The following is a 23,369-nucleotide window of genomic DNA, read 5'->3' on the forward strand; positions in this document are numbered from 1 at the left end:
GTTACGCCTGGGTCACCCGTGTTATTCCTCAGCCACCAGCTGAAGCGGCACCGGAATGTTGGCGTCCACTTCCTGACCGTTGAGCAGGCGATCGGCGGCGATCACGCCGAACTCGCCGATGCGCGACGGCTGCTGGGCGATGGTGGCACTCATCTTGCCGTCGTTGACCGCCTGGATGCCGTCGTCGGTGCCGTCGAAGCCGACCAGCACGACGTCGTCGAGGCCGCCCGCCTGCAGCGCACGCTGGGCGCCGAGGGCCATCTCGTCGTTCTGGGCGAACACCGCGTCGATGCCCTGGTGTGCCTGGAGCAGGTTCTCCATGACGTTGAGGCCTTCGCTGCGATTGAAGTTGGCCGGCTGGGTGGCCACCAGCTCGATGCCGTCCATCATCCCGATGGCGTTCATGAAGCCTTCGCCGCGGTTGCGCGTCGCCGAGGCACCGGGCACGCCCTCGAGCTGCACGACCTGTCCTTCACCGCCGAGCTGCTCGATGATGAACTCGCCGGCCAGCTCGCCGCCTGCCACGTTGTCGGAGGCGATGTGCGAGACCACGTTGCCGCCGTTGGCGCTGCGATCCAGGGTGATGACCGGCACGTTGCGGGCATTGGCGGTGCGCACCCCGGAGACCACGGCATCGGAGTCGGTGGGGTTGATCAGCAGCACGTCGATGTCGCGCGACAGGGCGTCCTCGACGTTGGAGAGCTCACGCGCGGCGTCGTTGCTCGAGTCGAGCACGATCAGCTCGTGGCCAAGCTCCTCGGCCTGGGCCTGGGCGCCCTCCTGCAGGGTCACGAAGAAGGGGTTGTTGAGCGTCGAGATCACCAGGGCGATACGGTCGGCCATGGCGTTCTGGGCGGTTCCCAGACCCACGGTGGCGGCGACGGCGGTGGCCAGAATCAGCTTTTTCATGTGGCAAGGCTCCTGAGGTCTTGTTGTCGGATGTCCGGACTCGGCGCGAATCAGGACGAGGACTGCGAGCGGCTGTCGATCAATACCGCCAGCAGGATGACCGCACCCTTGGCGATCATCTGGAAGTAGGACGAGACGCCGAGGATGTTCAGGGCGTTGTTGAGCACCCCGATCACCAGCGCCCCGACCAGCGTGCCGAAGATGCGCCCGCGACCGCCCATCAGGCTGGTGCCGCCGATGACCACGGCGGCGATGGCGTCGAGCTCATAGGTCATGCCGGCGGTGGGCTGGGCCGAGCCCAGGCGCGCGGTCAGCACCACGCCGGCCAGGGCGGCGCAGGCCCCGGCGATGGCGTAGACGCTGACCTTGATGCGGTTGACGTTGATGCCCGACAGCCGCGCGACCTGCTCGTTGCCGCCCACGGCGTAGACGTGGCGGCCGAAGCGAGTGTGGTGCAGCACCGCCCAGCAGAGCACGAAGACGAAGAACATCAGGTAGATGGGAATGGGGATGCCCATCCAGTAGCCGCCGCCGAGCTGCCAGAAGGCATCGGCGACGTCGCCGCCACCGATCGAGATCGGCCGGCCGTCGGTGTAGACCAGGGTGGCCCCGCGCACCACGGTCATGGCGACCAGGGTGACCACGAAGGCCTGGATCCGGCCGAAGGCCACGAACAGGCCGGAGACCATGCCCATCGCCGCCCCGGCGGCGATGGAGCCGGGTACGCTGATCCAGGGGGCCAGCCCCGAGGCGGTCATCGAGGCGGCGAAGGCACCGCTCAAGGCCAGCACGGCGCCTACCGAGAGGTCGATGCCGGCGGTCAGGATCACGAAGGTCACGCCCATCGCGATGATGGCGTTGATGCTGGTCTGGCGCAGGACGTTGAGCAGGTTGTCCCCGGTCAGGAAGTTGTCGCTCATGGCGGCACTGACCACGACCAGCAGCACGAGGGCCAGGAAGGCCTTGTTATCGATCAGCAGGCGCACCGCCGATCGCTTCATGGGAGTAGCAGTCATGGTCTCTCAAGTCTCCATCGACGTGGCGACATGTGCCGCCGCGGTCATGATCTTTTCCTGGGTGGCCTCATCGCGGTCGAACTCACCGCTGATGTGCCCGTTGGCCAGCACGAGGATGCGATCGGACAGGCCGATCAGTTCCGGCATCTCAGAGGAGATCAGCAGGACGCACTTGCCCTCGCGCTTGAGCCGGTTGATCAACAGATAGATCTCACGCTTGGCGCCGACATCGACCCCGCGCGTGGGCTCATCGAGGATCACGATCTCGGGCTCGGGCATCAGCGCCTTGGCCAGCGAGACCTTCTGCTGGTTGCCGCCGGAGAGGGTCTTCACGGGCTGGCCAGCGTCGCTCAGCTTGATGCGAAAGGCCTCGATGTAGTGGTCGATGGCGCTGGTCTCGCGGCCGTGGCGGATGACGCCCAGCGGGCCGCAGAAGGCCGGCAGCGCGGTCAGCGACATGTTGTCGGCCACCGAGTGCTCGAGCACCAGGCCCGACTGCTTGCGGTCCTCGGGCACATAGACCAGGCCGGCCTTCAGGCCCTGCTGGGGCGAGGTGAAGCGCACCTCGCGCCCCTTGACCTTGACCCGGCCGGCGCGGCGCGCCACGTCGCCGCAAAGCGCCCGACACATCTCGGTGCGCCCGGCGCCCATCAGGCCGCCGAAGCCGAGCACCTCGCCGGCGCGGGCCGTGAACGAGACGTCCTCGACGCCCGGCGCCACCAGGTGCTCGACCTCGAGCACCACGTCGCCGGCCTGGGGCGGCTCGTAGGGATAGCGGTCGGCGAGCTCCCGGCCGACCATCTGCTGGATCAGCCGATCCTCGTTGGACTCTGCCGTAGGGCCCTGATGCACCAGGCGGCCGTCGCGCAGCACGGCGACGTCGTCGCACATGCGAAATATCTCGGCCAGCCGGTGGGTGATCAGCACCAGCGACTTGCCGGCGGCGCGCAGGGTAGCGACGACCCGCTCGAGCACCGCGGTCTCGATGTCGGTCAGCGCATCGGTGGGCTCGTCCATGACGATGATCTCGGCATCCAGCGACAGCGCCCGGGCGATCTCGACCATCTGCTGCTGGCCGATGCTCAGCTGCGACACCGGCGCGCGCGGATCGATGGGCTGCTCGAGCTCCTCGAGCAGGGCCGCCGCCTCGCGAAACAGGCGCCGCCAGTCGACGCTGCCCCAGGCGGTCAGCGGCTCACGGCCGAGGAAGATGTTCTCGCCGGCGGAGAGGGTCGGCACCAGGTTGAGCTCCTGGTGGATGATGGCGATGCCGGCATCCATGGCCTGGCGCGGGGTGGTGAAGCGGACCTCTTGGCCGTGCAGGCGAATCGCCCCGGCGTCGGCCTGGTGGACGCCGCTCAGCACCTTCATCAGGGTCGACTTGCCGGCCCCGTTCTCGCCGGCCAGCGCCAGCACGTGGCCGGCATAGAGGTCGAGGTCGACGTCCTGCAGCACGGTGACCGCGCCGAACGACTTACCGATGCCCTGCAGCGCCATGCGCGGCAGCGCGGCCTCGATCGCGTTATCCGAGGAGCTCAAAACGGCACCCCGCTGCGCAGCACGACGTTGGCGTAGGGCGTGCACTCGCCGGTGCGCACCACGAAGCGCGCCGCGGGCAGCAGGCGCTTGAAGGCCTCATGGGAGACCCGCTGGCGCGCAAGCGGGCCCTTGTCTCGGCCGTCCAGGGCATCGAGGCGCGCCATGAGCTTGCCATGCAGGTCGGGGCTGGCCTCGCAAAGCTCGCTGGCCAGGGTTACCCCTTCCAGGCAGAGCTCGTCGGCCAGCGCATCGAACACCTCGAGGAAACCGGGCAGGCCGGGACGCAGCGCCAGATCGACCCGGGGCACGCCCGGCGGAATCGGCAGCCCGGCATCGGCGATCACGAAGGTATCGGTATGGCCAAGCTCGGCGATGAGCCTGGCGAGGGGGGCATTGAGAAGGCCTTGGCGTTTCATGGCACATCCAGGCGATGTATCGCGATAATGAGCTTCAGCGTAGGACGCAAACGTTTGCGGTCGCGATTATCCATAAGTCTATGCCAGACGCAAGACGGCCGTGGCGATTGCGCCACGGCCGGATCCGACGATACCTCGGCGCCCTCTCCTCGGGGGCGGCGATCCCCCCGAGATCCCCTGCCAGGGATTGAACCTGCCCAATCGCCTGAACGCATTCCGCGCGCCGCAGAAACGCCCGGGCAGTCGGCGAAGGAGCGCGTTACCTTACAAGCTTGCCTCTCATGGCCGCGCACTCGCCTTGCGCTGCACGGCCATGGTGGCGCTGGGGGCCTCTCGGGATCCCCCAGGCCGACCTCAAGCACACCATCGCGCTGACGCGAGCGTCCAGGCGGCCTGGGGAACGAGGGGCTCAATCCTGTTTCATCTGTCTGCCGATAATGCGCATCGTCCCGATGAGAAAGTGCAAGGAACGGCGCACATCCGGATCCTTCAGGGAACTCATCAATTGGAACAGACCCGGCGGCTTGTCCAAGGCTTGGGTTTGGGCATTCGCCATACGCATGGCGTTGCCGGTCGTCCAGCCCAGGGCCAAGACCTCCTCACCCACCTTGGTGGTCTTTTCCAATGCCGCTTCGTCTAAAAACTCGATGTTGTCCGAGATGACCGATAACAAATCAATGATATTGTTCAACCGGCCAGCCTGCACTAATGGTGCTGCCTTATCGATCAAGGCCTTGAGGCCGTCGATAGTGGCATCGTCATTAAGGGCCGTCTCGGATGCAAGTTTTTCCAAGCCCATGGCCAACTGCTCTTGATCAGACATGAAAGTCTCCTGGTTAATCAAACCATGCCACGTGCAACGGCCCAATAAATACCGCGATTGAACGTTTTTCGCATCAAGCCCCCCAGCTTGGTAGGTGGCGCGACCTGGACATCGCTCTTGTAGTCGTACCAGAGCGGCATGCCGGCCTCCAATCCCATCTGGGCGATTGCCTGAACCTTCCCGTCATAGATAGCAGAGGTATACCCACGACGGATTTCCGAGGCTATATTTTCCACAACGATGGGCGACTGGTTATGACATGAGCCTCCTGCCTTACTCACAGGCAAGTCAACGGTATCTCCCATGACATAGACGTTATCGGCACCGTACATCTTCAACGTTTCGAAGTCGGTGGGCAGCCAGCCTTCATTATTCTGGGCTTGTGATTTCCCTGAATTTATGACGGCATCGACCGCCCGGATAGGCGGCGTCGCCATCAGAATATCAAACTCCTGGGAAGCCCCTTCCTCCGAATAGGCTATCTTGGACTCGGGATCGACCTTGTCCAGGGTAAAGCCACGTTGATACTTGATGTTCTTGCTATCGAAAATGCCGGGTAATATCTCGCAGGTCGGCTTTTGCAAGAACAGGCAGTTGCGCAAAAGCTGAGACACTGTCGGGTAGCTATATATGATCTCCACGCGATCTCGCACACCGCGCTTACGCAAATACTCATCGAGCATCAAGGTGGTTTCGATGGGCGCGATGCCGCACTGGTGAGGAACATTAGGCGTCTTCGGGAAATTGACCGTAATAAAGATACGCCCCTCATTAATGCTACTCAGCTTTTTGGCGAGTTGCTGGGCCGGCCTCGTCTGATAAAAATGATCTCCGGCCTCCTTCAACCCTTCGATGCGTTCTGGCGAGGGGATACAGCCAGTTGAAATGACGAGATACTCATAATCGTAGCGCTTGCCGCTATCACAAGAGACGCGACTTTTATCGAATTCGAAACTTTCGACTCCATCTACATGAAAGACAATCTCGGGCCGCAACAGCGAGCGCTGCTTGCGAACCAGTTCATGAGGATGATAGCTATTGAAAGCCACATACATGTTGGCCGGCTTGTAAACATGATCGGGGGAATTCGAGAGCATCATGACCTCAATTTCATCCTTGAGAATTTCAGGATAAAACTTTGCAACCAGATGATTCGCGGTCATCGTACCACCAATCCCACCGCCGACAACGAGAATACGCTTTTTTGTAGTAGACATGGCCATTCCTTCAATAATCAATTAACACTATCACGCATAAACCTACTGCTTCCTGCCAGCTAAATTATTTAGCCAGCATTTCAGCCATGCTCTCGAAAAAACATTCGATCACGGCAGCGGGATTTAATCGAAAGAATAGGAACGCCGCAGGCTAGCTGTAAAGAGAGGTTTACTAAGCAAATGGCTTAGAATGCCTAACTCGAGACTGATCCGGTGGCTCCCGAAGCGGGGGAAACCGACAATTAGGCTGCGTAAAAATCGGCAAGTGGCGGCTCAGAAACGGCAAGATTGGGGAAAGACGCTCTGAGTTCACACTCGAGTTTATGGGGTGTGATTGAGCCCCTTGATCGGACTCGAAGAAGCGCTGCGAAAATCGACGATGCCTCGAGGGCAACCTTGAGCACGCCATCGGGCTGGTGGGAGAAGCGGTCGTAGGCGTCGACGCTCATCTGCAGCGGGTAGCGGTGGGCGATGCGCTCGACAAACAGCGCGGCCGTGGCGGGAAGGCCACGGCCGCGCTGTGTCCGGACAGAGGCAGCAGAATCAGAAGTTCGGCTTGCGCTTCTCGACGAAGGCGCTCATGCCCTCGCGCTGCTCCTCGCCGGCGAAGCACAGCGCGAACAGGCTGGTCTCAAGCGCCAGGGCGCTGTCCAGGTCCTGGTCCAGGCCGTCGTGCACCGCCTGCTTGGCGCCGCGCACCGCCTCGGGGCCGTTGCCGCCGAGCTGCTTGGTGAGCTCCTCGGCGTAGGCCTCGAGCTCGGCCTGGGGCATCACGCGGTTGACCAGGCCGATGCGCAGCGCCTCCTGGGCATCAATCTTGCGGCCGGTGGTCACCAGGTCGATGGCCATGGCCGGGCCGACGCGGCGCGGCAGGCGCTGAGTGCCACCGAAGCCGGGAATCACGCCGAGCAGCACCTCGGGCTGGCCGAAGATGGCGTTGTCGCTCGCCACCGCCCAGTCGCAGGCCAGGGCCAGCTCGCAGCCGCCGCCGAGGCAGAAGCCGTTGACCAGCGCGACCACCGGCACCGGCAGGGTCTCCAGGCGCTTGATGGTCTTCAGCGCCTGGCCGGCGAAGGCGCGGGCCTGCTCCGGGGTCTTGTCGCGCATCTCGGCGATGTCGGCACCGGCGACGAAGGACTTCTCGCCGGCCCCGGTGATCAGCACGGCGCGCAGGTCGTCGCGCTGCTCCAGGTCGTCCAGCACGCCGGCCAGCTCACTGATGACGGCGCTGTTGAGGGCGTTCAGCGCCTTGGGGCGGCTGACGGTCAGGCGGACGATGCCGGCGTTGTCGGCGACCTCGATCAGGGTCTCGCTCATGGAATGGCTCCTGAGATTGTTGTTGAGAGGGAAGGCGTTTTTGAAAGCAGACCGCCCAACCCTAGCGAACGCTTGGTTGGGCGGCAATCCCCTCTTTGTCGAGGCGAGTTATTCGTAGACGTGAAAGCCGCGCCCGGACTTGCGCCCCAGATAGCCGGCATCGACCATGCGCTTGAGCAGCGGGCAGGGCCGGTACTTGGGATCGCCGAAGCCTTCCTGCAGCACCTCCATGATCGACAGGCAGACGTCCAGGCCGATCAGGTCGGCGAGCGCCAGCGGCCCCATGGGATGGGCGGCGCCGAGCTTCATCGCCTCGTCGATCGCCTCGGGGGTAGCCGCGCCCTCCTGCACCAGGAAGGCCGCCTCGTTGATCATCGGCACCAGCAGGCGATTGACCGCGAAGCCCGGGGAGTCGCCCACCGGCACGGCGGTCTTGTTGAGCGCCTCGGTCAGCGCCTCGATGCGCGCCACGGTGGCGTCACTGGTCTGCTCGGCGCGGATCACCTCGACGAGCTTCAACACCGGCACCGGGTTGAAGAAGTGCATGCCGACGACCCGCTCGGGACGCTCACAGACGCCCGCCAGGCGCGTCAGCGACAGCGAGGAGGTGTTGGAGGCCAGTATCGCGTCGTGGGTAAGGCGACTCAGGTCGCGGAACAGCTTCTCCTTGAGCGCCGGCTGCTCGGGCGCGGCCTCGATGATCACCTCGCACTCGCGCAGGGCGTCCAGCGCGGTGGTGGTGTCCAGGCGCGCCATGGCGGCCGCCTTGTCGGCCTCACCGAGCTTCGCCTTGGCCACCAGCTTGGAAAGCCCCTTGTCGATGGCCGCCGTGGCGCGGCCGAGCTGCTCGTCGGCCACGTCGTAGAGCTTGACCTCGAAGCCGCTCGCCGCCAGCACCTGGGCGATGCCCTGGCCCATGGTGCCGGCGCCGACCACGCCGATCGGTTGCTCACTCATTGCACTCTCCTTGGTGTCATTGGCAGGTCTAACGCAGCGGTCTGACTCGCTTGAAGCTTTGCCGGCAACAGGCCTCCAAGGAGGCGCTGTAAACCCGTCCCTGGGCGCTACTTTTGCCTTCCCTGGCAAAAGACCTCCTCTTCGGCCTGTTCCCGGCGCCTCTCGCTGCAGAAAGCACTGAACCGTGCTTCCTGTCGGATTACTGCTTGCGCGCCTCGTCGCGCAGCACGAACTTCTGGATCTTGCCGGTGGAGGTCTTGGGCAGCTCGGTGAAGATCACCGTCTTGGGTACCTTGAAGCGGGCCAGGTGCTTCCGGCAGTGCTCGATGATCTCCTGCTCGGTGACCTCGCCGTAGCCCACCTTGAGCTTGACGAAGGCGCAGGGCGTCTCGCCCCACTTCTCGTCGGGCTTGGCCACCACGGCGGCCTCCTCCACCGCCGGATGCGAATAGACGGCGTCCTCCACCTCGATGGTGGAGATGTTCTCGCCGCCGGAGATGATGATGTCCTTGGAGCGGTCCTTGATCTCGAGGTAGCCGTCCGGATGCCAGACCGCCAGGTCGCCGGTATGGTACCAGCCGCCGTCGAGGGCCTGCTCGGTGGCCGCCTCGTTCTTGAGGTAGCCCTTCATGACGTTATTGCCGCGCATCAGGATCTCGCCGATGGTCTCGCCGTCCTTGGGCACCGGCTCCATGGTGGTCGGGTCCGCCACGCAGAGCGCCTCGAGCATGTGGTAGCGCACGCCCTGGCGGGACTTGATCCGGGCGCGCTGCTCCAGGGAGAGCTCGTCCCAGGCCTCGCGCCAGGCGCACACGGTCACCGGGCCGTAGACCTCGGTCAGGCCGTAGACGTGGGTCACCTCGATGCCGAGCTGCTCGACGCCGGCGATCACCGAGGCGGGCGGCGCCGCGCCGGCGGTGGTGACCTTCACCGGGTGGTCGAAGTCGCGCTTCTGCTCCTCGGGCAGGTTGACCAGGCCGTTGAGGATGATCGGCGCGCCGCTGAAGTGAGTCACCCCCTCGTCGGCGAGCAGGTCCATGACCCGCTTCGGGTCGACCCGGCGCAGGCAGACACTGACGCCGGCCCGGGCGGCGATGGTCCAGGGGAAGCACCAGCCGTTGCAGTGGAACATCGGCAGCGTCCACAGGTAGACCGGATGGTGGGGCATGGCCCACTCGAGGATGTTGCTCACCGCGTTCAGGTAGGCGCCCCGGTGGTGGTAGACCACGCCCTTGGGCTTGCCGGTGGTGCCGGAGGTGTAGTTGAGCGAGATCGCCTGCCACTCGTCCTGGGGCAGCGCGTAGGCGTAGTCGGGGTCGCCCTCGGCCAGCAGGGCCTCGTACTCCACCTCGCCGATGCGGCGCGCCTCGCCCTCGAAGAGGGCGTCATCGACGTCGATCAGCAGCGGCGGGTGCGCAAGCCCGGCCACCGCTGCCTCGATCACGTCGGCGAACTCGGGGTCGACCAGCACGGCCTTGGCCTCGCCGTGCTCGAGCATGTAGGCGATGGCCTCGGCGTCCAGGCGGATGTTCAGGGTGTTGAGCACGCAGCCCGCCAGCGGCACCCCGAAGTGCGCCTCGAACATCGCCGGCACGTTGGGCAGCATGGCGGCCACGGTCTGGCCGGGCTTTATGCCACGGCGCTCCAGCGCCGAGGCGAGGCGCCGGCAGCGCTCCCAGGTCTCGGCCCAGCTGCGGCGAATCTCGCCGTGCACCACCGCCGGGTAGTCCGGATAGACGCTGGCGCTGCGCTCGATGAAGGTCAGCGGCGAGAGCGCCACGTGGTTGGCCGGCGTCTGGGGCAGGCCCTGCTCGAAGATGCTCTGGGTCATGATGGGCTCCACGGAGGTTCCGGTGGGTCGTCGCCGGCGCGGGGCCGGCGACGAAGAGGCTCACGGTTCGGGGCTTACTGGGCGCCGGGCTCGAAGGCGACGAGGCTTTCCATGCCGGCCTCGATCACCGCGCGCTGGGCGCGTCCCACGGGCAGCCACTGGCGCAGGGCGAAGTCGGCGCTCGCAAGCTTGGTCGTGTAGAAGGGGTCCGGCCGTCCGGGATCGTCGCTGCCGGCCTGGCGGGCGGCGGTGGCCGCCAGCGCCGAGCGTCCCATCTGCCAGGCGCAGAGCACGTGGCCGGCGAGGCTCAGGAAGGGGGTGGCGTAGGCCTGGACGGCATCGGGGCCGCGCTCGGGATCGCTGCCCTGCTCGAGCAGCACGGCGAGCGCCGCGGTGAGGTCGGCGGCGCCGGCGGCCAGCGCCTCGCCGAGCGGCGCCAGGCCGGGCGCGGCACACAGCGCCCGGGCGGTGCCTTCCACCTCATCGATCAGCCCCCCCAGCGCCCGGCCGCCGTCGCGCTGCAGCTTGCGCCCGGCCAGGTCCAGGGCCTGGATGCCGTTGGTGCCCTCGTAGATGGGCGCGATGCGGGCGTCGCGCAGCAGCTGGGCGGCGCCGGTCTCCTCGATGAAGCCCATGCCGCCATGCACCTGCACGCCGAGCGAGGCGATCTCCACCGCCTGGTCGGTGGAGAAGGCCTTTACCACCGGGATCAGCACCTCGGCCCGCGCCTGGGCGGCCTGGCGGTCGCTTTCCTCGTCGGCGTGGCGCGCCACGTCGAGCTGGGCGGCGCAATAGAGCGCCAGCGCGCGCAGCGCATCGGTGCGGGCGCGCATGGAGAGCAGCATGCGCCGCACGTCCAGGTGGTCGCTGATGGCGCACTCGCCCCCGCCGCGGTGGGCCGGGCGCTTGCCCTGCACACGGTCCAGGGCGTAGGCGAAGGCGTGCTGGCAGGCCCGCTCGGCCACGCCGATGCCCTGCACGCCCACCTTGTGGCGCGCCTCGTTCATCATGGTGAACATGTGGTTGAGGCCGCGACCCTGCTCGCCCACCAGGTAGCCGATGGCACCGGCGTTCTCGCCGAAGCTCAGGGTGCAGGTCGGCGAGCCGTGGATGCCCAGCTTGTGCTCGATGGAGGCGCAGGTGACGTCATTGCGCTCGCCGAGCGAACCGTCGGCCTCCACCAGATATTTCGGCACCAGGAACAGCGAGATGCCCTTGTTGCCCTCGGGGGCGTCCGGGGTACGCGCCAGCACCAGGTGGAGGATGTTCTCGGCGGCGTCGTGCTCACCCCAGGTGATGTAGATCTTCTGGCCGAAGAGCCGGTAGCTGCCGTCCTCCTGGGGCACGGCGCGGGTGCGCACCTTGGAGAGATCGGAGCCGGCCTGGGGCTCGGTGAGGTTCATGGTGCCGGTCCAGGTGCCGTCGACCAGCTTCGGCAGGTAGGTGGCCTGCTGCTCATCGCTGCCGTGGTGGGCCAGCGCCTCGATCGCGCCTGCGGTGAGCATCGGGCAGAGCCCGAGGGCCATGTTGGCGCCGTGCAGCATCTCCTGCACCGCACTGGCCACCACCTCGGGCAGCCCCTGCCCACCCCGCGCCTCGGACACGCCGATGCCGTTCCAGCCGCCCTCGGCGTAGGCCTGGTAGGCTTCGATGAAGCCATCGGGCACGCTGACCGAGCCGTCGTGGCGGCGCGTGCACCCCTGGCGATCGCCGCTGGCATTGAGCGGAGCCCAGACGTCGCCGGCGAGTTTCGCCGCCTCCTCGAGCACCGCCTCGACGAGATCGGGGCTGGCCTCCTCGAAGCCGGGCAGGGCCAGCGAGCCGTGCTCGAGCAGTTCCTCCAGCACGAAGCGGAAGTCGCGGACGGGAGCGGCATAGGGGGTCATGGAGCACCTCTGGGAAAAATGATAGCAACGATAGTAGATTCACTACTTTTCGTTGGCCATTAGCCCAAGGTCGATGCCGAAACTGCTCGCTCTTAGCGTCGGCCGATCTCGACGACGCTCGATCGCGAAACCATGTAAGCCCGCTGCGGGGCAGCGGGCTCGGCGGTTCATCGAAGGGGCGGCATCACGCCTGCGCGGGGGGCGCCTCCTCGGGATCCGCCTCCTCGTCGTAGTAGGCGATATGCGCCTCATCTTCCGGCGGCGGGCCCATCAGCGCTTCTGCCACCTCGACCTCGGCCACGGCGCCGGAGAGATCCTCCACGTGCTCGTGCTCCCGGGCGCCCTGCACCCACTCCTCGGTCACCGCGAGCTCGGCGCCCGCCGAGGACATCGGGGTAGAGGCAGAGAACGGCGCCACCGGCACCGGCGCCGGCCGCACGCTGCGCCGCCAGCCGAAGAAGAGCACCAGGAAAAGCCCCATGGCCCCGAAGGACCAGAACAGGCCGGTATCGCCGAGCAGGCTCATCACCGGCGAGACCAGCGGCGGGCTCACCGCCGAGCCGATGGCATTGATCATCAGCAGGCCCTGGCTCATGCGCACCAGGGCACCGGCCGGGGCGCGGTCGGCGGCGTGGCCCACCGCCACCGGATAGAGCGAGAAGATGCCGCCGCCGAGCAGGAACAGCAGCACCGCCAGCACCGCCGTGTTCATCGGCAGAAAGATCACTGCCGCGGAGATCAGGGTGCAGAAGGCGCCTATCAGGATCAGTACCAGCTGGCGGTCGTGGCGATCCGACCAGCGCCCCACCGGGTACTGCAGCAGCATGGCACCGAGCACCACCACCGCCATCATCTGGCCGACCCGGTCGACCGTCAGCCCGGTACGCTGCAGATAAAGCGGCAGCAGCGAGTAGGCGGCGGCCACCGCCAGCCCCGAGCCGAAACTACCCATCACCCCGGTGGGGGTCAGGGTGATCAGGCGCAGCGGCGAGAGCGGCTCGGCCTTCTCGATCAGCGGCGAGACCCGCGGGATCATCGCCATGGGCAGCACCGAGAGCGAGGCCAGCAGGCCGATCACCATGAACGACGCCGGCCCGCCCATGGCCTCGGTGACACCCAGCAGCAGCTGGCCGAGCACGCCGGCGGCGTAAAGCGCGATCATGTAGAGCGCCAGCAGGCGGCCGCGCACAGAAGCATCACCGGAGGCCAGCAGCCAGCTCTCGATGACCAGGTACACTCCCACCGTGGCCCAGCCGCCGATCAGACGCAGCGCGAACCAGGCCCAGGGCTCGTCCACCAGGCCCTGCAGCAGTACGGTGACCGCCACCAGCGAGGCAAAGCTGCCGTAGGCGCGGATATGGCCGATGCGCAGCAGCAGCCGGTCGTTGAGCATCGCGCCCAGCGCCAGGCCGACGAAGTAGGCGGAGGAGACCCAGCCGATCACCACCGGCGATTCGCCGGCGGCGTCCAGGCGAAGGGTGATGACGGTGGCCAGGAAACCGTTGCCGATCCCCAGAATGAAGAGCCCCAGCAAGGGTGCCAGGGCCATGAGCAGCAGCTGCCGGGACATGGGCAAGGATCTCGAAACGAACGGTGTGGGAGGGGCGCCGCTGCGGACGCGCAGGAGGCACTTGTAATAGCGAATATACGCCCGGCGCCGAGCGCCGCCAATCCCCTTATCGAGGCCGAATCAAGGCCTTTTCCCTAATGATAACGACACGTTATCGAAAGGTGCCCTGTCATGTGCGCTGCAGCAATACCACGTCGGCGGCGGGGAAATGCAGCCGCAGATCGTGGCGCCGGGCGAACCAGGTGAAGGTCGCCTCGCTGAAGAAGCAGACGTGGGTGGGGTCGAGGATGTAGTGCCAGCCGGCGAAGGCCTCGGGGCTCGCGACGCGCTTGGTCATCAGCCCCAGCCAGCCGCCGGGTTCGAGGAGCTCGACCAGCCGGTCGAGCTCCTCGCCGGGGGCGAAGAGATGCTCCACCACCTCGGTGGCGGTGATGAAATCGTAGCCACGCTCGAGCACCGCGGCATCCGGCGCGTAGAAGGGATCATAGATGGCCATCGGATGGCCGGCCTCCTCGAACATCACCGAGAGGGTCGGCCCCGGGCCCGCGCCGAAGTCGAGCCCGCGAGCGCCCGGGGCGAGCCGCTCACGCAGCGGGTCGAAGAGTCGCGACAGGAAGCGCCGATAGCCCGGGTCGTCGGGAGAGTTCTCGTGCTGGTCGTAGACCGCTCGCTCCGCCGCCGGGTCGAGGCGCTGCGCCGGCGGCACGAAGACCAGCGCACAGCACCCGCAGCGCTGGTAGTCACGCCGTGCGTCGCGGTGAAAGGGCGCGGCATCGACCGACGCACATAGCGGACAGATCAGCATCATCGTATTCTCTTGCCAGGCCATCATTCCGAGGAGACATGCATGCTGTCAGGTCTGGACCATCTGGTCATCACCGTGACCGACATTTCCCGCGCCGTGGACTTCTATTCTCGCGTCCTCGGGCTCGAGGTCCGCTACCGCGACCGTGAACGCGTCGACCTGATGCTGGGCGACATGGCCCTGCGCCTGCACTGGACCGCCACCGACATCACGCCCCGCGCCGCCACACCGACGCCGGGCAGCCTGGATCTCTGCGTGCGCAGCCTGCTGCCGCTGGATGAGGTGCAGCGCCATCTGGAGGCGCTGGACGTGGAAGTAGAGCTCGGCCCGGTGCCGCGCCAGGGCGCCACGGGCGAGCTCGCCTCGCTCTACCTGCGCGACCCCGACGGCAACCTCATCGAGATCAGCCGCCCCGTGAAGCCCCAACCTGCACCCGGCCACTGACGCCAGGGCCGACCCGGTGTCATTGTCGACGCCGGTCGGTATCATTGGCGACAGTCAAGCCACCATCAGGGACGAGCCATGAACGACAACCTGCATCGAGATGACGACCGGGCCGTCGCCGAACAGGGCGGCGCCCCCGACACGACCATTCCCATCGTGGTGTACGTGCTGCACCTGGCCGGCATGGTCACCGGCGGGCTGACCTCGCTGGTGGCCGTGGTGATCGCCTACGTCTACCGCGGCAACGGGCCTGCGTGGCTCGACGAGCACTACCGCTATCAGATCCGCACCTTCTGGCTGGCCCTGCTCTACTTCGGCATCTCCGGCCTGCTCACCCTGGTACTGATCGGCTTTCTGACCTGGCTGGCCGCCGTGGTGTGGCTGGTGATCCGCTGCGTGAAGGGGCTCAAGACGCTGAACGAGCGACGTGCGCCGGACAACGTCGACACCTGGTGGGTGTGAGCCATGCGCGACGATGAACCCCGCGCGGCTGCCGGCCAGGCGCGCGCCATCGCCACCCTATGGCGCGGCCTCGCCAATCGGCGCCTGACGACCCTGTGGCGGCTGGCCCGGGTGATCGGCCCGCTGGTCGAGCGCTTCAGCCGCCGCGAGCGCAAGGTCACTCGCATCAACCTGGCCGAGGCCTATCCCGCGCGCAGCGACGCCGAGCGGCGGCGGCTGGCGCGCGAGAGCCTGACCCACTCAACCGCTACCATGCTGGAGCTCGGCTTCGCCTGGATGGGCGACCCCGAGCGGGTCGAGGCGTCGATCGTCGAGGTCCACGGCCGTGAGCTTCTCGACGGCGCCCGCGCCGAGGGCCGCGGCGTCATCGTGCTGGCGCCCCACTTCGGCAACTGGGAGGTGCTGAACTTCTGGCTCTCCGGGCACTTCCCCTTCACCGCCATGTACGAGCCCCCCAAGCTCGCCCCGCTGGACCCGATCATCCGCCAGGGCCGCGAACGCCGCGGCGCACGGCTGGTGCCGACCAATCCCCGCGGCGTGGCCGCCCTGCTCAAGGCGCTAAAGCGCTGCGAGGCGGTGGGCATCCTGCCCGACCAGGTGCCCAGCTGGGGCAGCGGCGTCTTCGCGCCCTTCTTCGGCCGGCCCGCCTACACGGCCACCCTGCTGCCCAAGCTGGTGGCCCGCACCGAGGCGCGGGTCGTCACCGGCGTGGCCCTGCGGCTGCCCGGCCGGGGCTACGCCCTGCACTTCCTGGCCGCCGACGAGCGGGTCTACGATCCCGACGAGGCCGTCTCGGCCACCGGGGTCAACGCCTGCGTGGAGTCGACCATCGCCCTGGACCCGGCCCAGTACCAGTGGGAGTACAAGCGCTATCGCAAGACCCCCGAGGAGGCCGAGGGCAGACCCGGCTGGAAGCGCTTCCGGCTCTATTGATCCCGGCCGTTGCCGTCCGACCTGAAGGTGGCCCCATGCATCTAGCACCAAAGCGCCTTCCATGATTCGCGCCACGCCGCTCAGGACGCTAGCCCGGCTCGCCCTCTTCCTGGCGGCCCTCTATGTTCTCTATCTCGTCACCGCCAACGCCCTGCTCAACAGCGACTGGGGGCGCCGCCAGCTCGAGCGCACGGCGAACATCACGCTGAGCTGGGAGCGGGCCTGGACGGCCTTTCCCGGCCAGCTGCGGGTGAGGCAGCTCCAGCTTTCCGGCACGGCCGCCGAACACCGCATCGCGCTGGAGGCGGAGACCGCCACGCTGGAGGTCTCCCTGGCCCCGCTGCTCGGCCGTGAGGTCCGGCTTCGCCGCCTCGATGCCGAGGGCATCCGCCACGTCAGCCTGGATGGGTACCGCCTCCAAGGGAGCGGCCGCCTGCACCTGGCGGGCCTTCACTGGGACGCGGGCACGTTGGCCGCGAGGAAGCTTCGGCTGTCCCTGGACGACGGCGCCGTGCTGAAGGACGACACGCGGCTGGTGAAAGGCGTCACCCTGGAGGCCGACCTGACCCTCGCCCCGCTGGCGCTGGCCGAGGCCACCGGCGCCGTGGCGGGACGCGCCGTCTCGGGCACCGTCACCCTGGCCGGTCGCAGCGATGCCTACACCGTCTTCAATCCCTACCTCGCCTCGCTTGGCTGGCTGGAGGTCGGTGGCCGCGGCGACCTGCAAGGCGAGGTCACGATCGAAGGCGGCGAGATACAGCCTGGCAGCCGCCTGCGCCTCGACTCCCCGCAGCTGAGCGTGGGTCTCGACGAGCGCCACTGGCTGGAGCGGGGGGCGCGCTACCGCATCGAGGGCTCCGGCTCGGTGGTGGCCGAGATGCAGGAGCGCACCCGCCTCAAAGTCGATCTCGACGGCATCGAGATGGCCGATAGCGCCGCTCCCACCGCGTCTGCGCCCCTGCTGCGCGGCGACGGCTTCCGGCTCGACCTCACCGCCCCTGCCCTGCGCCTTCAGGCGCCCTACGACCAGGATCTCGAGGCGCGTCATGTTCGGGCCCGGCTGCGCTGGCTCGACACCGACGTGGGCGACATTGCCGCCCTCGACCGCTATCTCCCCGCCGAGGTGCCCCTGACACTGGAAGGGGGCGTAGCGCGGCTGCATGGCGAGCTGACCTTTGATGGCGAGCGTCTGAGCGGTGGGATCGACCTCTCCGGCGAGGCCTTGGCCATGCGCCTCGGCGAGCAGCCGCTGCGGGGACGACTCGGCCTGCACCTGCCGATTGCCGAGCTCGACCTCGAACGCGGCAGGGTGGACATCTCCGGCACGCGCCTCGACATCGACGCCGCCGCCCCGGGCGAGACGCAGCCGCTCACCACCGAGCTGCGACTGCCCACAGCCCGGTTTCAGTCACCGCTGGCCTGGCGAGCGCTGGATGACGCCCCCCTGCTCGGCGGCGCCACGCCCTGGTCGGCGGAGGTGGAACTGCACGGTCGGGTGGCCAACCTCGGCGTACTCGACCCCTTGCTCGCCCCCCTGCTCACTGGACGATTCGGCGGCGGACTGGCCCTGGAAGGCGGCGGCCGGCTCGACGGGACCCTGCACCTGCGGGACGGGCAGCCGCTTGCGGGCAGCCAGCTGGCGGTGCGTTCCGAGGCGCTGGGGGCGCGCTTCCTGGGTGTCCAGGCGCGCGGCGATGGTCGGGCGCACCTCACCCTGCGCCCCGATGATCCCTATCCACAGGCCGACGTCACGCTCGTCTTCAATGAGGTGGACCTCACCCGCCTCGCGGATGGCCGTCGGCTCTTCCAGGCCGAGCAACTCTCCCTCACCGGCACGGCGAGTGCGGGACCGCAACCTTCGCGCTTGCCCTCATTGACGGTGGCGTGGCACGACGCGCGCCTTCCCGACGTAGCGGTGCTCAACGACTACCTGCCGGAGGCGGTGCCGCTGCGGCTGGCGGCCGGATGGGCCGACAGCCGCGGGCGCATCATGCTCAAGGACGACCGGGGCCGTGGGAGCATCACCCTGGCCGGCGACGAGGTCAGGGGCCGCCTGCTGGAAAAGGACTTCCAAGGCGAGCTGGACGTGACCCTGGAGCTGCGCGAGATCGTTCTCGACCGCCAGCGAGTCGACCTGTCCGGCAGCCGGCTGGCACTGACCGCCTCGTCGAGTCGCGGAGAGACGCTTCGCACCCTGCTGGTGCTGCCCCGGGCGCGCCTCGAGGGCGGCTTCGACTGGCCCGGCAGGGAGGCGCCACGCCGCCCGCTGGCCGGCACCCTGCAGCTGGATGGCCAGCTCGACCGGCTCGGCTTCCTCAATGCCTTCCTGCCCGACGAGCATGGCCTGGGCGTCGAGGGAGGCGGACGCCTGAGCCTCGACCTCGACCTGGCGAACGGCGAGGTGATGCCGGAAAGCCAGCTTCGCGTGCACTCCGAACGGCTCGCCGTGCGCTTCCTGCACTATGAGGCCTTCGGCGACGGCTCGCTGGTGCTGGAGACCACCGACCCCGGCGCCAAGCTGCACCTCTCCCTGCCCCGCTTCGGCCTACGGCGCCAGGAGGGGAGCGACTCTCTGATCGAGGGCCGTCTGCTGGAGATCCGCAGCCGGGCGCGGCGACTCGACCCCAGCGAGGGCCTGGAGGCACTCAGCACGCGCATCGACATGCCCGATGTCGCGATAGCGGACCTCGCCGCCTTCAACGACTACCTGCCGAAGGATGCCGGCATCGCCTTCCTCTCGGGCCAGGCGACGATGGCCACTCACCTGCGGCTGGAGGGCCTGGGGGCCGAGGGCAGCCTAACGCTTCACGCCTCCGACGCCCGCCTCGCCTTCGATGAGCAGATCCTGGAGGGCACCCTGGCACTGGAGACGCGCCTCTCCGATGGCGACCTGGAGACGCTGCGATTCGACGTCGCAGGCTCGGAGCTTCGCATGAGCGACGTGCGCCTGGAGAACGCTACCGGCGATCAGACCCGCGGCTGGTGGGCGCGCCTCGAGGTCCCCGAGGGAGAGATGCGCTGGGTGGCACCGCTCGCCCTCGACGCCCGGCTCGACCTGGCCATGCGCGACAGCGGCCTGCTGGTCAACCTGTTCCTCGACGCGGCCCGGGAACGGCGCTGGCTGCGCGACCGGCTGACCCTCGGCGAGGTGCGCGGCGAGGTGCGAATGATGCTCGACGATGACACCCTGCGCCTGGAGGATCTGGCCGTGCGGGGCGGCCGTCGCCTGGAGCTGCTGGCCAACGTCGCCCTGCGCGACGCCCATCTGGCGGGCCGCGCCCTCGCCCGTGTCGGGCCCTTCCGGCTGGGCATCGAGCTGGATGGCGAGCGCCGGCGATGGCAGCTGCGCAACGTCCGCGACTGGTATGCCAGTGGCCAGCCCGCCAGCGAGATGACGCTTCCCGAGCGGAGGGAGTGGTTCGAGCTTCTGGACGCCGAGCCGGAATGACGCGCTACCTCCCCGCCAGCGCCTTCGGGGCGGGAGGGCCTACTCACGCCCGTAGCGATCGTCCAGGCGCACGATGTCGTCCTCGCTCAGGTAGGAGCCGGACTGCACCTCGATGAGTTCCAGCGGGATCAGGCCGGGATTCTCCAGGCAGTGCACGCGTCCCATCGGAATGAAGGTCGAGGCATTTTCACCGACCAGGAAGACCTCCTCGTCCAGGGTGACCCGGGCGGTGCCGCGGACCACCACCCAGTGCTCCGCCCGGTGGTGGTGGAGCTGCAGGGAGAGCCGTGCACCGGGGCGCACGGTGATGCGCTTGACCTGGTATCGCGGCCCGGCGTCCACGGTCCGGTAGTGGCCCCAGGGGCGATGCACGGTGGTCGTGACGCGGGTCTCTCCCCGGCCCTCGGCCTCCAGTCGCTCGACCAGGCCCCGCAGCTGCTGGCTGCGGGCGCGGTCGGCCACCAGCACGGCATCGTCGGTCTCCACGATCACCAGGTCCTGCAGCCCCAGGGTGGCCACCAGCCTCGACTCGGCGTGGACCATCAGCCCGCGGCTCGCCTCGCAGACCACGTCGCCGCGCAGGACATTGGCGTCGGCATCATGGGGCAGCGTCTCCCACAGCGCCTGCCAGGAGCCGATATCGCTCCAGCCGGCGGCCAGCGGCACCATGGCCGCCCGGTCGGTGCGCTCCATCACCGCCACGTCGATGGAGTCGGCGGGACTCTCCAGGAAGGCCCGCGCCTCGGGCCGCAGGAAATCGAGGTCGACCACGGCCCCGTCCATGGCGCCGCGGCAGGCGGCCAGCGTGGCCGGCGCCAGGGTCTCCAGGGCATCGAGGTAGTCCTCGGGGCGCAGCACGAACATGCCGCTGTTCCAGAAATGGTCGCCGTCGGCCAGGAAGCGCTCGGCGGTGGCCGGGTCGGGCTTCTCCACGAAGCGCGCCACCGCAAAGCCATCCTCGCCCAGCGCCTCGCCGGCCTGGAGATAGCCGTAGCCGGTCTCGGCACGGGTCGGCACCACGCCGAAGGCCACTAGGTGGCCCGCGCCGGCGAGCCGTTCGGCACGCTCGAGCGCCGAGCGAAAGGCCTCGTCGTCCGCCAGGTGATGGTCCGACGGCAGCACCAGCAGCGACTCCCGGCGCCCTTCCCGGCGAGCCAGCAGGGCCGCCAGCGCGATGGCCGGGGCCGTGCCGCGCCCCTCGGGCTCGAGCAGCAGTCTCGCCTCGGAGGCGCCCGCCTGGCGCAGCTGCTCGGCGGCGAGAAAACGATGCGCCTCCTGGCAGATGACGATGGGTGGGGCCGTGTCGAGCCCCTCGAGCCGGGCCAGGGTATTGGCCAGCAGGCTGCTCTCGCCGTCCAGGGAGAGAAACTGCTTGGGCCGCTGCCGGCGCGACAGCGGCCAGAGCCGGACACCGCTACCGCCGGCCAGGATCACGGGGGTGAACACGGGCAAGTCTCCTTGAAGGCCGGGAAATGAAAGATCAGGAACCCGACGGCGCCAGCAGCTCGAGGGCGAAGTCGACGTATACCTCGTGCTTCACCGTGCCGTCGGAGCGCCAGGCGCCGCGGCCCATATCGAAGTCGGTGCGGTCCAGGGCCAAGCGGCCGGTCACGCGGACCCGCTCGCCCTGCCGGGTCCAGCGCACCGGCACCGTCAGCGGATAGGTGTCGCCGCGCAGCTCGAGCTCGCCCTCGACGCGCCACTCGCCCTCGGCCGGCGCCTGGATCTCGGTGCTGCGAAAGACGATCTCGGGATAGGCCTCGACGTCGAACCAGTGACGTCCATGCAGCAGGCCATCGACGATGTCGTTGCCGCCGGTGATGCTCTCCGACCGGAGCGTCAGCGTAAGCTCGGCCTCGGCGGGCCGGTCGAGCTCGCCCTCGAGGTCGATGTCGAAGTCCTCGACGCGGGTCATCGCCTCGCGGCCCTCGGCCGTGGCGATCAGCGCGATCCGGCTGGCATCGCGATCCAGCTCCCAGGCCTGTGCCTGAGTCTGGGTCTGAGTCTGGGCCATGGCCGGCCCCGTCAGGCCAAGAAGGCCAGACAGCAGGACGACGGACAGGGCGCCCGCTCTCTTCGGAATACGTCGTGTCATCTTGCCTCCCGGACCCGTCGGTCCGCGCTCAGGGGATCGTGGAAGTGTCCGGCGCCTCGTCGGCGCCAAACGCCTCATGCAGCCAGCCGCGCAGGTCCTCCTGGCCGGCGACCCCGCCCTGGGCATAGTGCTCGGGGCCGGGCGGATGGGTACCGGGGACGAATCCGCGGGCCAGGAAGGGCTCGAGCAGGCCGGCATCGCCGCTGATCACGTGTACCGGCACGCCCCCGCGGGCGCTGTCGCCGGTGATCAGGGGCGCCGCCTGGTGATCGCCCAGCAGGATGACCAGGGTCTCGTCGTCCACGAAGTCCGCGGTCCAGCGGGCGCCGGCCCCCAGGGCATAGTCGAGCGACCTGGCGTAGTGGTCGCGCACGCGCTCAAGGTCCTGCCAGAGCTCGTCGGGTGGCTCCCCGGCATCTTCCCAGCGCGCGAAGACGCTGCCGTCGCCGACCCTGTCCCAGTCATCGAGCACCGGCAGGATCGGGGTCCAGGGCGCATGGCTGCTGATCAGCGCGATCTGGGCGAACAGCGGCGACGCCCCGGCGTCCGGGCGGATTCGCGTCTGGAAATGGTGCAGGGTGTACTGGTCGGGCATGGTCACCCAGTTCAGGGGCGGGCCCGCGTAGTCGATGTCCGCGGCGGCGTGGATCTCGTCGAAGTCGTAAGCGCGCCCCTCCGGCCAGGCCATGGTGATGGCCGGCATCACCGCGAGGGTGCGGTGGCCCGTGGCGCGGAAGTCATCCACCAGGGTCGTGCGCTCGCTGTCCAGCATCAGCCGGTACCAGAGCGAGTTGTCGATCCGCAGGCCGCTGAGCGCCGTGGCGTGGGCCAACCAGGACTGGCCGCCGCGGATCGGCGCTTCGAGGATGCCGGAGGCCGCCGAGAGGCCAGCGGCGTCGAACCGCTCGGCCATGGCGTCGAGGCGCGGCTCCAACACCCGGGCGTAGCGCTCATCGAACAGCGCCGAGATGCCATAGGACTCCACGAAGACCAGCAGCACGTCGCGTCCCGCCAGCCCCGGCATGGCGGTGACCCGGTCGGGCTCGGCAACCATCCGCGCGGCGAAGTCGCGGTGGGCGCGCCTCGTCTCGACCAGCTGCCGCCCCTGGAACCGCAGTGTGTCCACCAGCGGCGCCCGGGCCCCGGGAAGCGGCCGGACCTGCTGGAGCTCGGCGGCGATCAGCGCGCCGCTCGCCACCATCAGCAGCAGGGCGCCGACCACTGCCGGGCCACCGCGGGCGGTGCCCTGCAGCTTCCCGGCCAGCCTCGCCAGCAGCCAGGCCGCCAGGGCCAGCAGCGCCACGGCGCCCAGGACGACCAGGCAGGCCACTGGGAACCCCAGGTTGCCCTCGAGCAGGTTGAAGACGGCCGGCAGCAGGGGGAGGTCGAGGTAGAGGTTGAGGGATCGCCCGAAGGCCAGATGGGTCGCGAGGTCTCCCAGGCCGACCAGCAGGAAGGCCATGACCAGGGCCACCACCCCCCAGCGCAGCCCGGCAAGGAGGCCGGAAGACGGCAGCAGCGCCAGCAGCCCCGTCAGCAGGCAGGCCTCCAGGGCCAGCCAGCGGGAGGCCGGGTCGCCGTACAGCAGCCACACGGGTGTCAGCAGCATGGCGTTGAGCAACGCCAGGCCCAGGAGCCAACGGCCTAGGGAACGTAACGGCATGGCAGCAATCATCCGCACAAGATGGACCCAGAGATTCC

The 23,369-nt window shown here is 68.2% G+C and carries 19 protein-coding genes; 4 read left to right on the forward strand and 15 right to left on the reverse strand.

Annotated elements, in window-relative coordinates; translation table 11 throughout:
• Positions 1–21: 21 nt before the first annotated feature.
• The 12 genes from rbsB to RSO68_RS04750 all read right to left on the reverse strand — a co-directional run bounded on the left by rbsB (position 22) and on the right by RSO68_RS04750 (position 14,289).
• Positions 22–909, reverse strand: coding sequence for a ribose ABC transporter substrate-binding protein RbsB (rbsB, locus tag RSO68_RS04695; RefSeq protein WP_089852218.1), 888 nt, complete (start codon positions 907–909; stop codon positions 22–24).
• Positions 910–959: 50 nt separating this feature from the next.
• Positions 960–1,925 carry a ribose ABC transporter permease gene (gene rbsC / locus RSO68_RS04700; protein WP_089852219.1) on the reverse strand — a complete coding sequence of 322 codons (966 nt, stop codon included), beginning with the start codon at positions 1,923–1,925 and terminating at the stop codon, positions 960–962.
• 6 nt (positions 1,926–1,931) lie between these two features.
• Positions 1,932–3,464 carry a sugar ABC transporter ATP-binding protein gene (locus RSO68_RS04705; protein WP_245781581.1) on the reverse strand — a complete coding sequence of 511 codons (1,533 nt, stop codon included), beginning with the start codon at positions 3,462–3,464 and terminating at the stop codon, positions 1,932–1,934.
• On the reverse strand, positions 3,461–3,880 hold the full coding sequence (rbsD, locus tag RSO68_RS04710) for a D-ribose pyranase (RefSeq protein WP_315585616.1): 420 nt from the start codon (positions 3,878–3,880) through the stop codon (positions 3,461–3,463). Before rbsD ends, RSO68_RS04705 begins: the two co-directional genes overlap by 4 nt.
• Before the next feature lie 409 nt (positions 3,881–4,289).
• A complete protein-coding gene (locus tag RSO68_RS04715) occupies positions 4,290–4,703 on the reverse strand; it encodes a DUF1641 domain-containing protein (RefSeq protein WP_315585617.1) in 414 nt (137 codons plus the stop codon).
• Between the two features lie 17 nt (positions 4,704–4,720).
• Positions 4,721–5,920, reverse strand: a complete 1,200-nt coding sequence (locus RSO68_RS04720) for an NAD(P)/FAD-dependent oxidoreductase (RefSeq protein ID WP_315585618.1) — start codon at positions 5,918–5,920, stop codon at positions 4,721–4,723.
• A gap of 543 nt (positions 5,921–6,463) precedes the next feature.
• Positions 6,464–7,237, reverse strand: a complete 774-nt coding sequence (locus RSO68_RS04725) for an enoyl-CoA hydratase-related protein (RefSeq protein ID WP_315585619.1) — start codon at positions 7,235–7,237, stop codon at positions 6,464–6,466.
• A gap of 108 nt (positions 7,238–7,345) precedes the next feature.
• A complete protein-coding gene (locus RSO68_RS04730) occupies positions 7,346–8,194 on the reverse strand; it encodes a 3-hydroxybutyryl-CoA dehydrogenase (protein WP_315585620.1) in 849 nt (282 codons plus the stop codon).
• Between the two features lie 199 nt (positions 8,195–8,393).
• On the reverse strand, positions 8,394–10,025 hold the full coding sequence (locus tag RSO68_RS04735) for an acyl-CoA synthetase (RefSeq protein ID WP_315585621.1): 1,632 nt from the start codon (positions 10,023–10,025) through the stop codon (positions 8,394–8,396).
• 74 nt (positions 10,026–10,099) lie between these two features.
• The gene (locus tag RSO68_RS04740) at positions 10,100–11,911 is read right to left on the reverse strand and encodes an acyl-CoA dehydrogenase (protein WP_315585622.1); all 1,812 of its coding nucleotides are present in this window, start codon (positions 11,909–11,911) and stop codon (positions 10,100–10,102) included.
• Between the two features lie 184 nt (positions 11,912–12,095).
• Entirely contained in the window at positions 12,096–13,481 is a 1,386-nt protein-coding gene (locus tag RSO68_RS04745; protein WP_089852039.1) for an MFS transporter, read from the reverse strand.
• A 169-nt stretch (positions 13,482–13,650) separates the two neighbouring features.
• Complete coding sequence (locus RSO68_RS04750) at positions 13,651–14,289, reverse strand: class I SAM-dependent methyltransferase (protein ID WP_315585623.1); 639 nt, start codon at positions 14,287–14,289, stop codon at positions 13,651–13,653.
• A 39-nt stretch (positions 14,290–14,328) separates the two neighbouring features.
• Here RSO68_RS04750 and RSO68_RS04755 point away from each other — a divergent pair, with 39 nt between their 5' ends.
• From RSO68_RS04755 to RSO68_RS04770, 4 genes are all read left to right on the forward strand, one after another.
• Positions 14,329–14,730: a VOC family protein gene (locus RSO68_RS04755; protein ID WP_315585624.1), complete on the forward strand. Its 402-nt coding sequence runs from the start codon at positions 14,329–14,331 to the stop codon at positions 14,728–14,730.
• A 78-nt stretch (positions 14,731–14,808) separates the two neighbouring features.
• Positions 14,809–15,192, forward strand: coding sequence for a DUF4870 family protein (locus tag RSO68_RS04760; protein WP_089852044.1), 384 nt, complete (start codon positions 14,809–14,811; stop codon positions 15,190–15,192).
• A 3-nt stretch (positions 15,193–15,195) separates the two neighbouring features.
• Positions 15,196–16,125, forward strand: coding sequence for a lysophospholipid acyltransferase family protein (locus RSO68_RS04765; protein WP_315585625.1), 930 nt, complete (start codon positions 15,196–15,198; stop codon positions 16,123–16,125).
• 61 nt (positions 16,126–16,186) lie between these two features.
• Positions 16,187–19,573 carry a hypothetical protein gene (locus RSO68_RS04770; protein WP_315585626.1) on the forward strand — a complete coding sequence of 1,129 codons (3,387 nt, stop codon included), beginning with the start codon at positions 16,187–16,189 and terminating at the stop codon, positions 19,571–19,573.
• Between the two features lie 39 nt (positions 19,574–19,612).
• Here RSO68_RS04770 and RSO68_RS04775 read toward each other — a convergent pair whose 3' ends face one another.
• The 3 genes from RSO68_RS04775 to RSO68_RS04785 all read right to left on the reverse strand — a co-directional run bounded on the left by RSO68_RS04775 (position 19,613) and on the right by RSO68_RS04785 (position 23,331).
• Positions 19,613–21,019 (reverse strand): mannose-1-phosphate guanylyltransferase/mannose-6-phosphate isomerase, encoded by a 1,407-nt coding sequence (locus RSO68_RS04775; protein WP_315585627.1) that lies wholly within the window; start codon positions 21,017–21,019, stop codon positions 19,613–19,615.
• Positions 21,020–21,053: 34 nt separating this feature from the next.
• Positions 21,054–21,587, reverse strand: a complete 534-nt coding sequence (locus RSO68_RS04780) for a YceI family protein (RefSeq protein WP_315585628.1) — start codon at positions 21,585–21,587, stop codon at positions 21,054–21,056.
• Between the two features lie 109 nt (positions 21,588–21,696).
• Positions 21,697–23,331 (reverse strand): alkaline phosphatase, encoded by a 1,635-nt coding sequence (locus RSO68_RS04785; RefSeq protein ID WP_315585629.1) that lies wholly within the window; start codon positions 23,329–23,331, stop codon positions 21,697–21,699.
• Positions 23,332–23,369: the final 38 nt, after the last annotated feature.

It is taken from the genome of Halomonas saccharevitans (genome assembly GCF_032333995.1).
Classification (GTDB): domain Bacteria; phylum Pseudomonadota; class Gammaproteobacteria; order Pseudomonadales; family Halomonadaceae; genus Halomonas; species Halomonas saccharevitans.

What these genes read in the sequence shown, in the direction of transcription:
- rbsB (WP_089852218.1), bottom strand. Translation starts at nt 909, where the DNA reads ATGAAAAAGCTGATTCTGGCCACCGCCGTCGCCGCCACCGTGGGTCTG.
- rbsC (WP_089852219.1), bottom strand. Translation starts at nt 1,925, where the DNA reads ATGACTGCTACTCCCATGAAGCGATCGGCGGTGCGCCTGCTGATCGAT.
- rbsD (WP_315585616.1), bottom strand. Translation starts at nt 3,880, where the DNA reads ATGAAACGCCAAGGCCTTCTCAATGCCCCCCTCGCCAGGCTCATCGCC.
- RSO68_RS04715 (WP_315585617.1), bottom strand. Translation starts at nt 4,703, where the DNA reads ATGTCTGATCAAGAGCAGTTGGCCATGGGCTTGGAAAAACTTGCATCC.
- RSO68_RS04720 (WP_315585618.1), bottom strand. Translation starts at nt 5,920, where the DNA reads ATGTCTACTACAAAAAAGCGTATTCTCGTTGTCGGCGGTGGGATTGGT.
- RSO68_RS04725 (WP_315585619.1), bottom strand. Translation starts at nt 7,237, where the DNA reads ATGAGCGAGACCCTGATCGAGGTCGCCGACAACGCCGGCATCGTCCGC.
- RSO68_RS04730 (WP_315585620.1), bottom strand. Translation starts at nt 8,194, where the DNA reads ATGAGTGAGCAACCGATCGGCGTGGTCGGCGCCGGCACCATGGGCCAG.
- RSO68_RS04735 (WP_315585621.1), bottom strand. Translation starts at nt 10,025, where the DNA reads ATGACCCAGAGCATCTTCGAGCAGGGCCTGCCCCAGACGCCGGCCAAC.
- RSO68_RS04740 (WP_315585622.1), bottom strand. Translation starts at nt 11,911, where the DNA reads ATGACCCCCTATGCCGCTCCCGTCCGCGACTTCCGCTTCGTGCTGGAG.
- RSO68_RS04745 (WP_089852039.1), bottom strand. Translation starts at nt 13,481, where the DNA reads ATGTCCCGGCAGCTGCTGCTCATGGCCCTGGCACCCTTGCTGGGGCTC.
- RSO68_RS04750 (WP_315585623.1), bottom strand. Translation starts at nt 14,289, where the DNA reads ATGATGCTGATCTGTCCGCTATGTGCGTCGGTCGATGCCGCGCCCTTT.
- RSO68_RS04755 (WP_315585624.1), top strand. Translation starts at nt 14,329, where the DNA reads ATGCTGTCAGGTCTGGACCATCTGGTCATCACCGTGACCGACATTTCC.
- RSO68_RS04760 (WP_089852044.1), top strand. Translation starts at nt 14,809, where the DNA reads ATGAACGACAACCTGCATCGAGATGACGACCGGGCCGTCGCCGAACAG.
- RSO68_RS04765 (WP_315585625.1), top strand. Translation starts at nt 15,196, where the DNA reads ATGCGCGACGATGAACCCCGCGCGGCTGCCGGCCAGGCGCGCGCCATC.
- RSO68_RS04770 (WP_315585626.1), top strand. Translation starts at nt 16,187, where the DNA reads ATGATTCGCGCCACGCCGCTCAGGACGCTAGCCCGGCTCGCCCTCTTC.
- RSO68_RS04780 (WP_315585628.1), bottom strand. Translation starts at nt 21,587, where the DNA reads ATGGCCCAGACTCAGACCCAGACTCAGGCACAGGCCTGGGAGCTGGAT.
- RSO68_RS04785 (WP_315585629.1), bottom strand. Translation starts at nt 23,331, where the DNA reads ATGCCGTTACGTTCCCTAGGCCGTTGGCTCCTGGGCCTGGCGTTGCTC.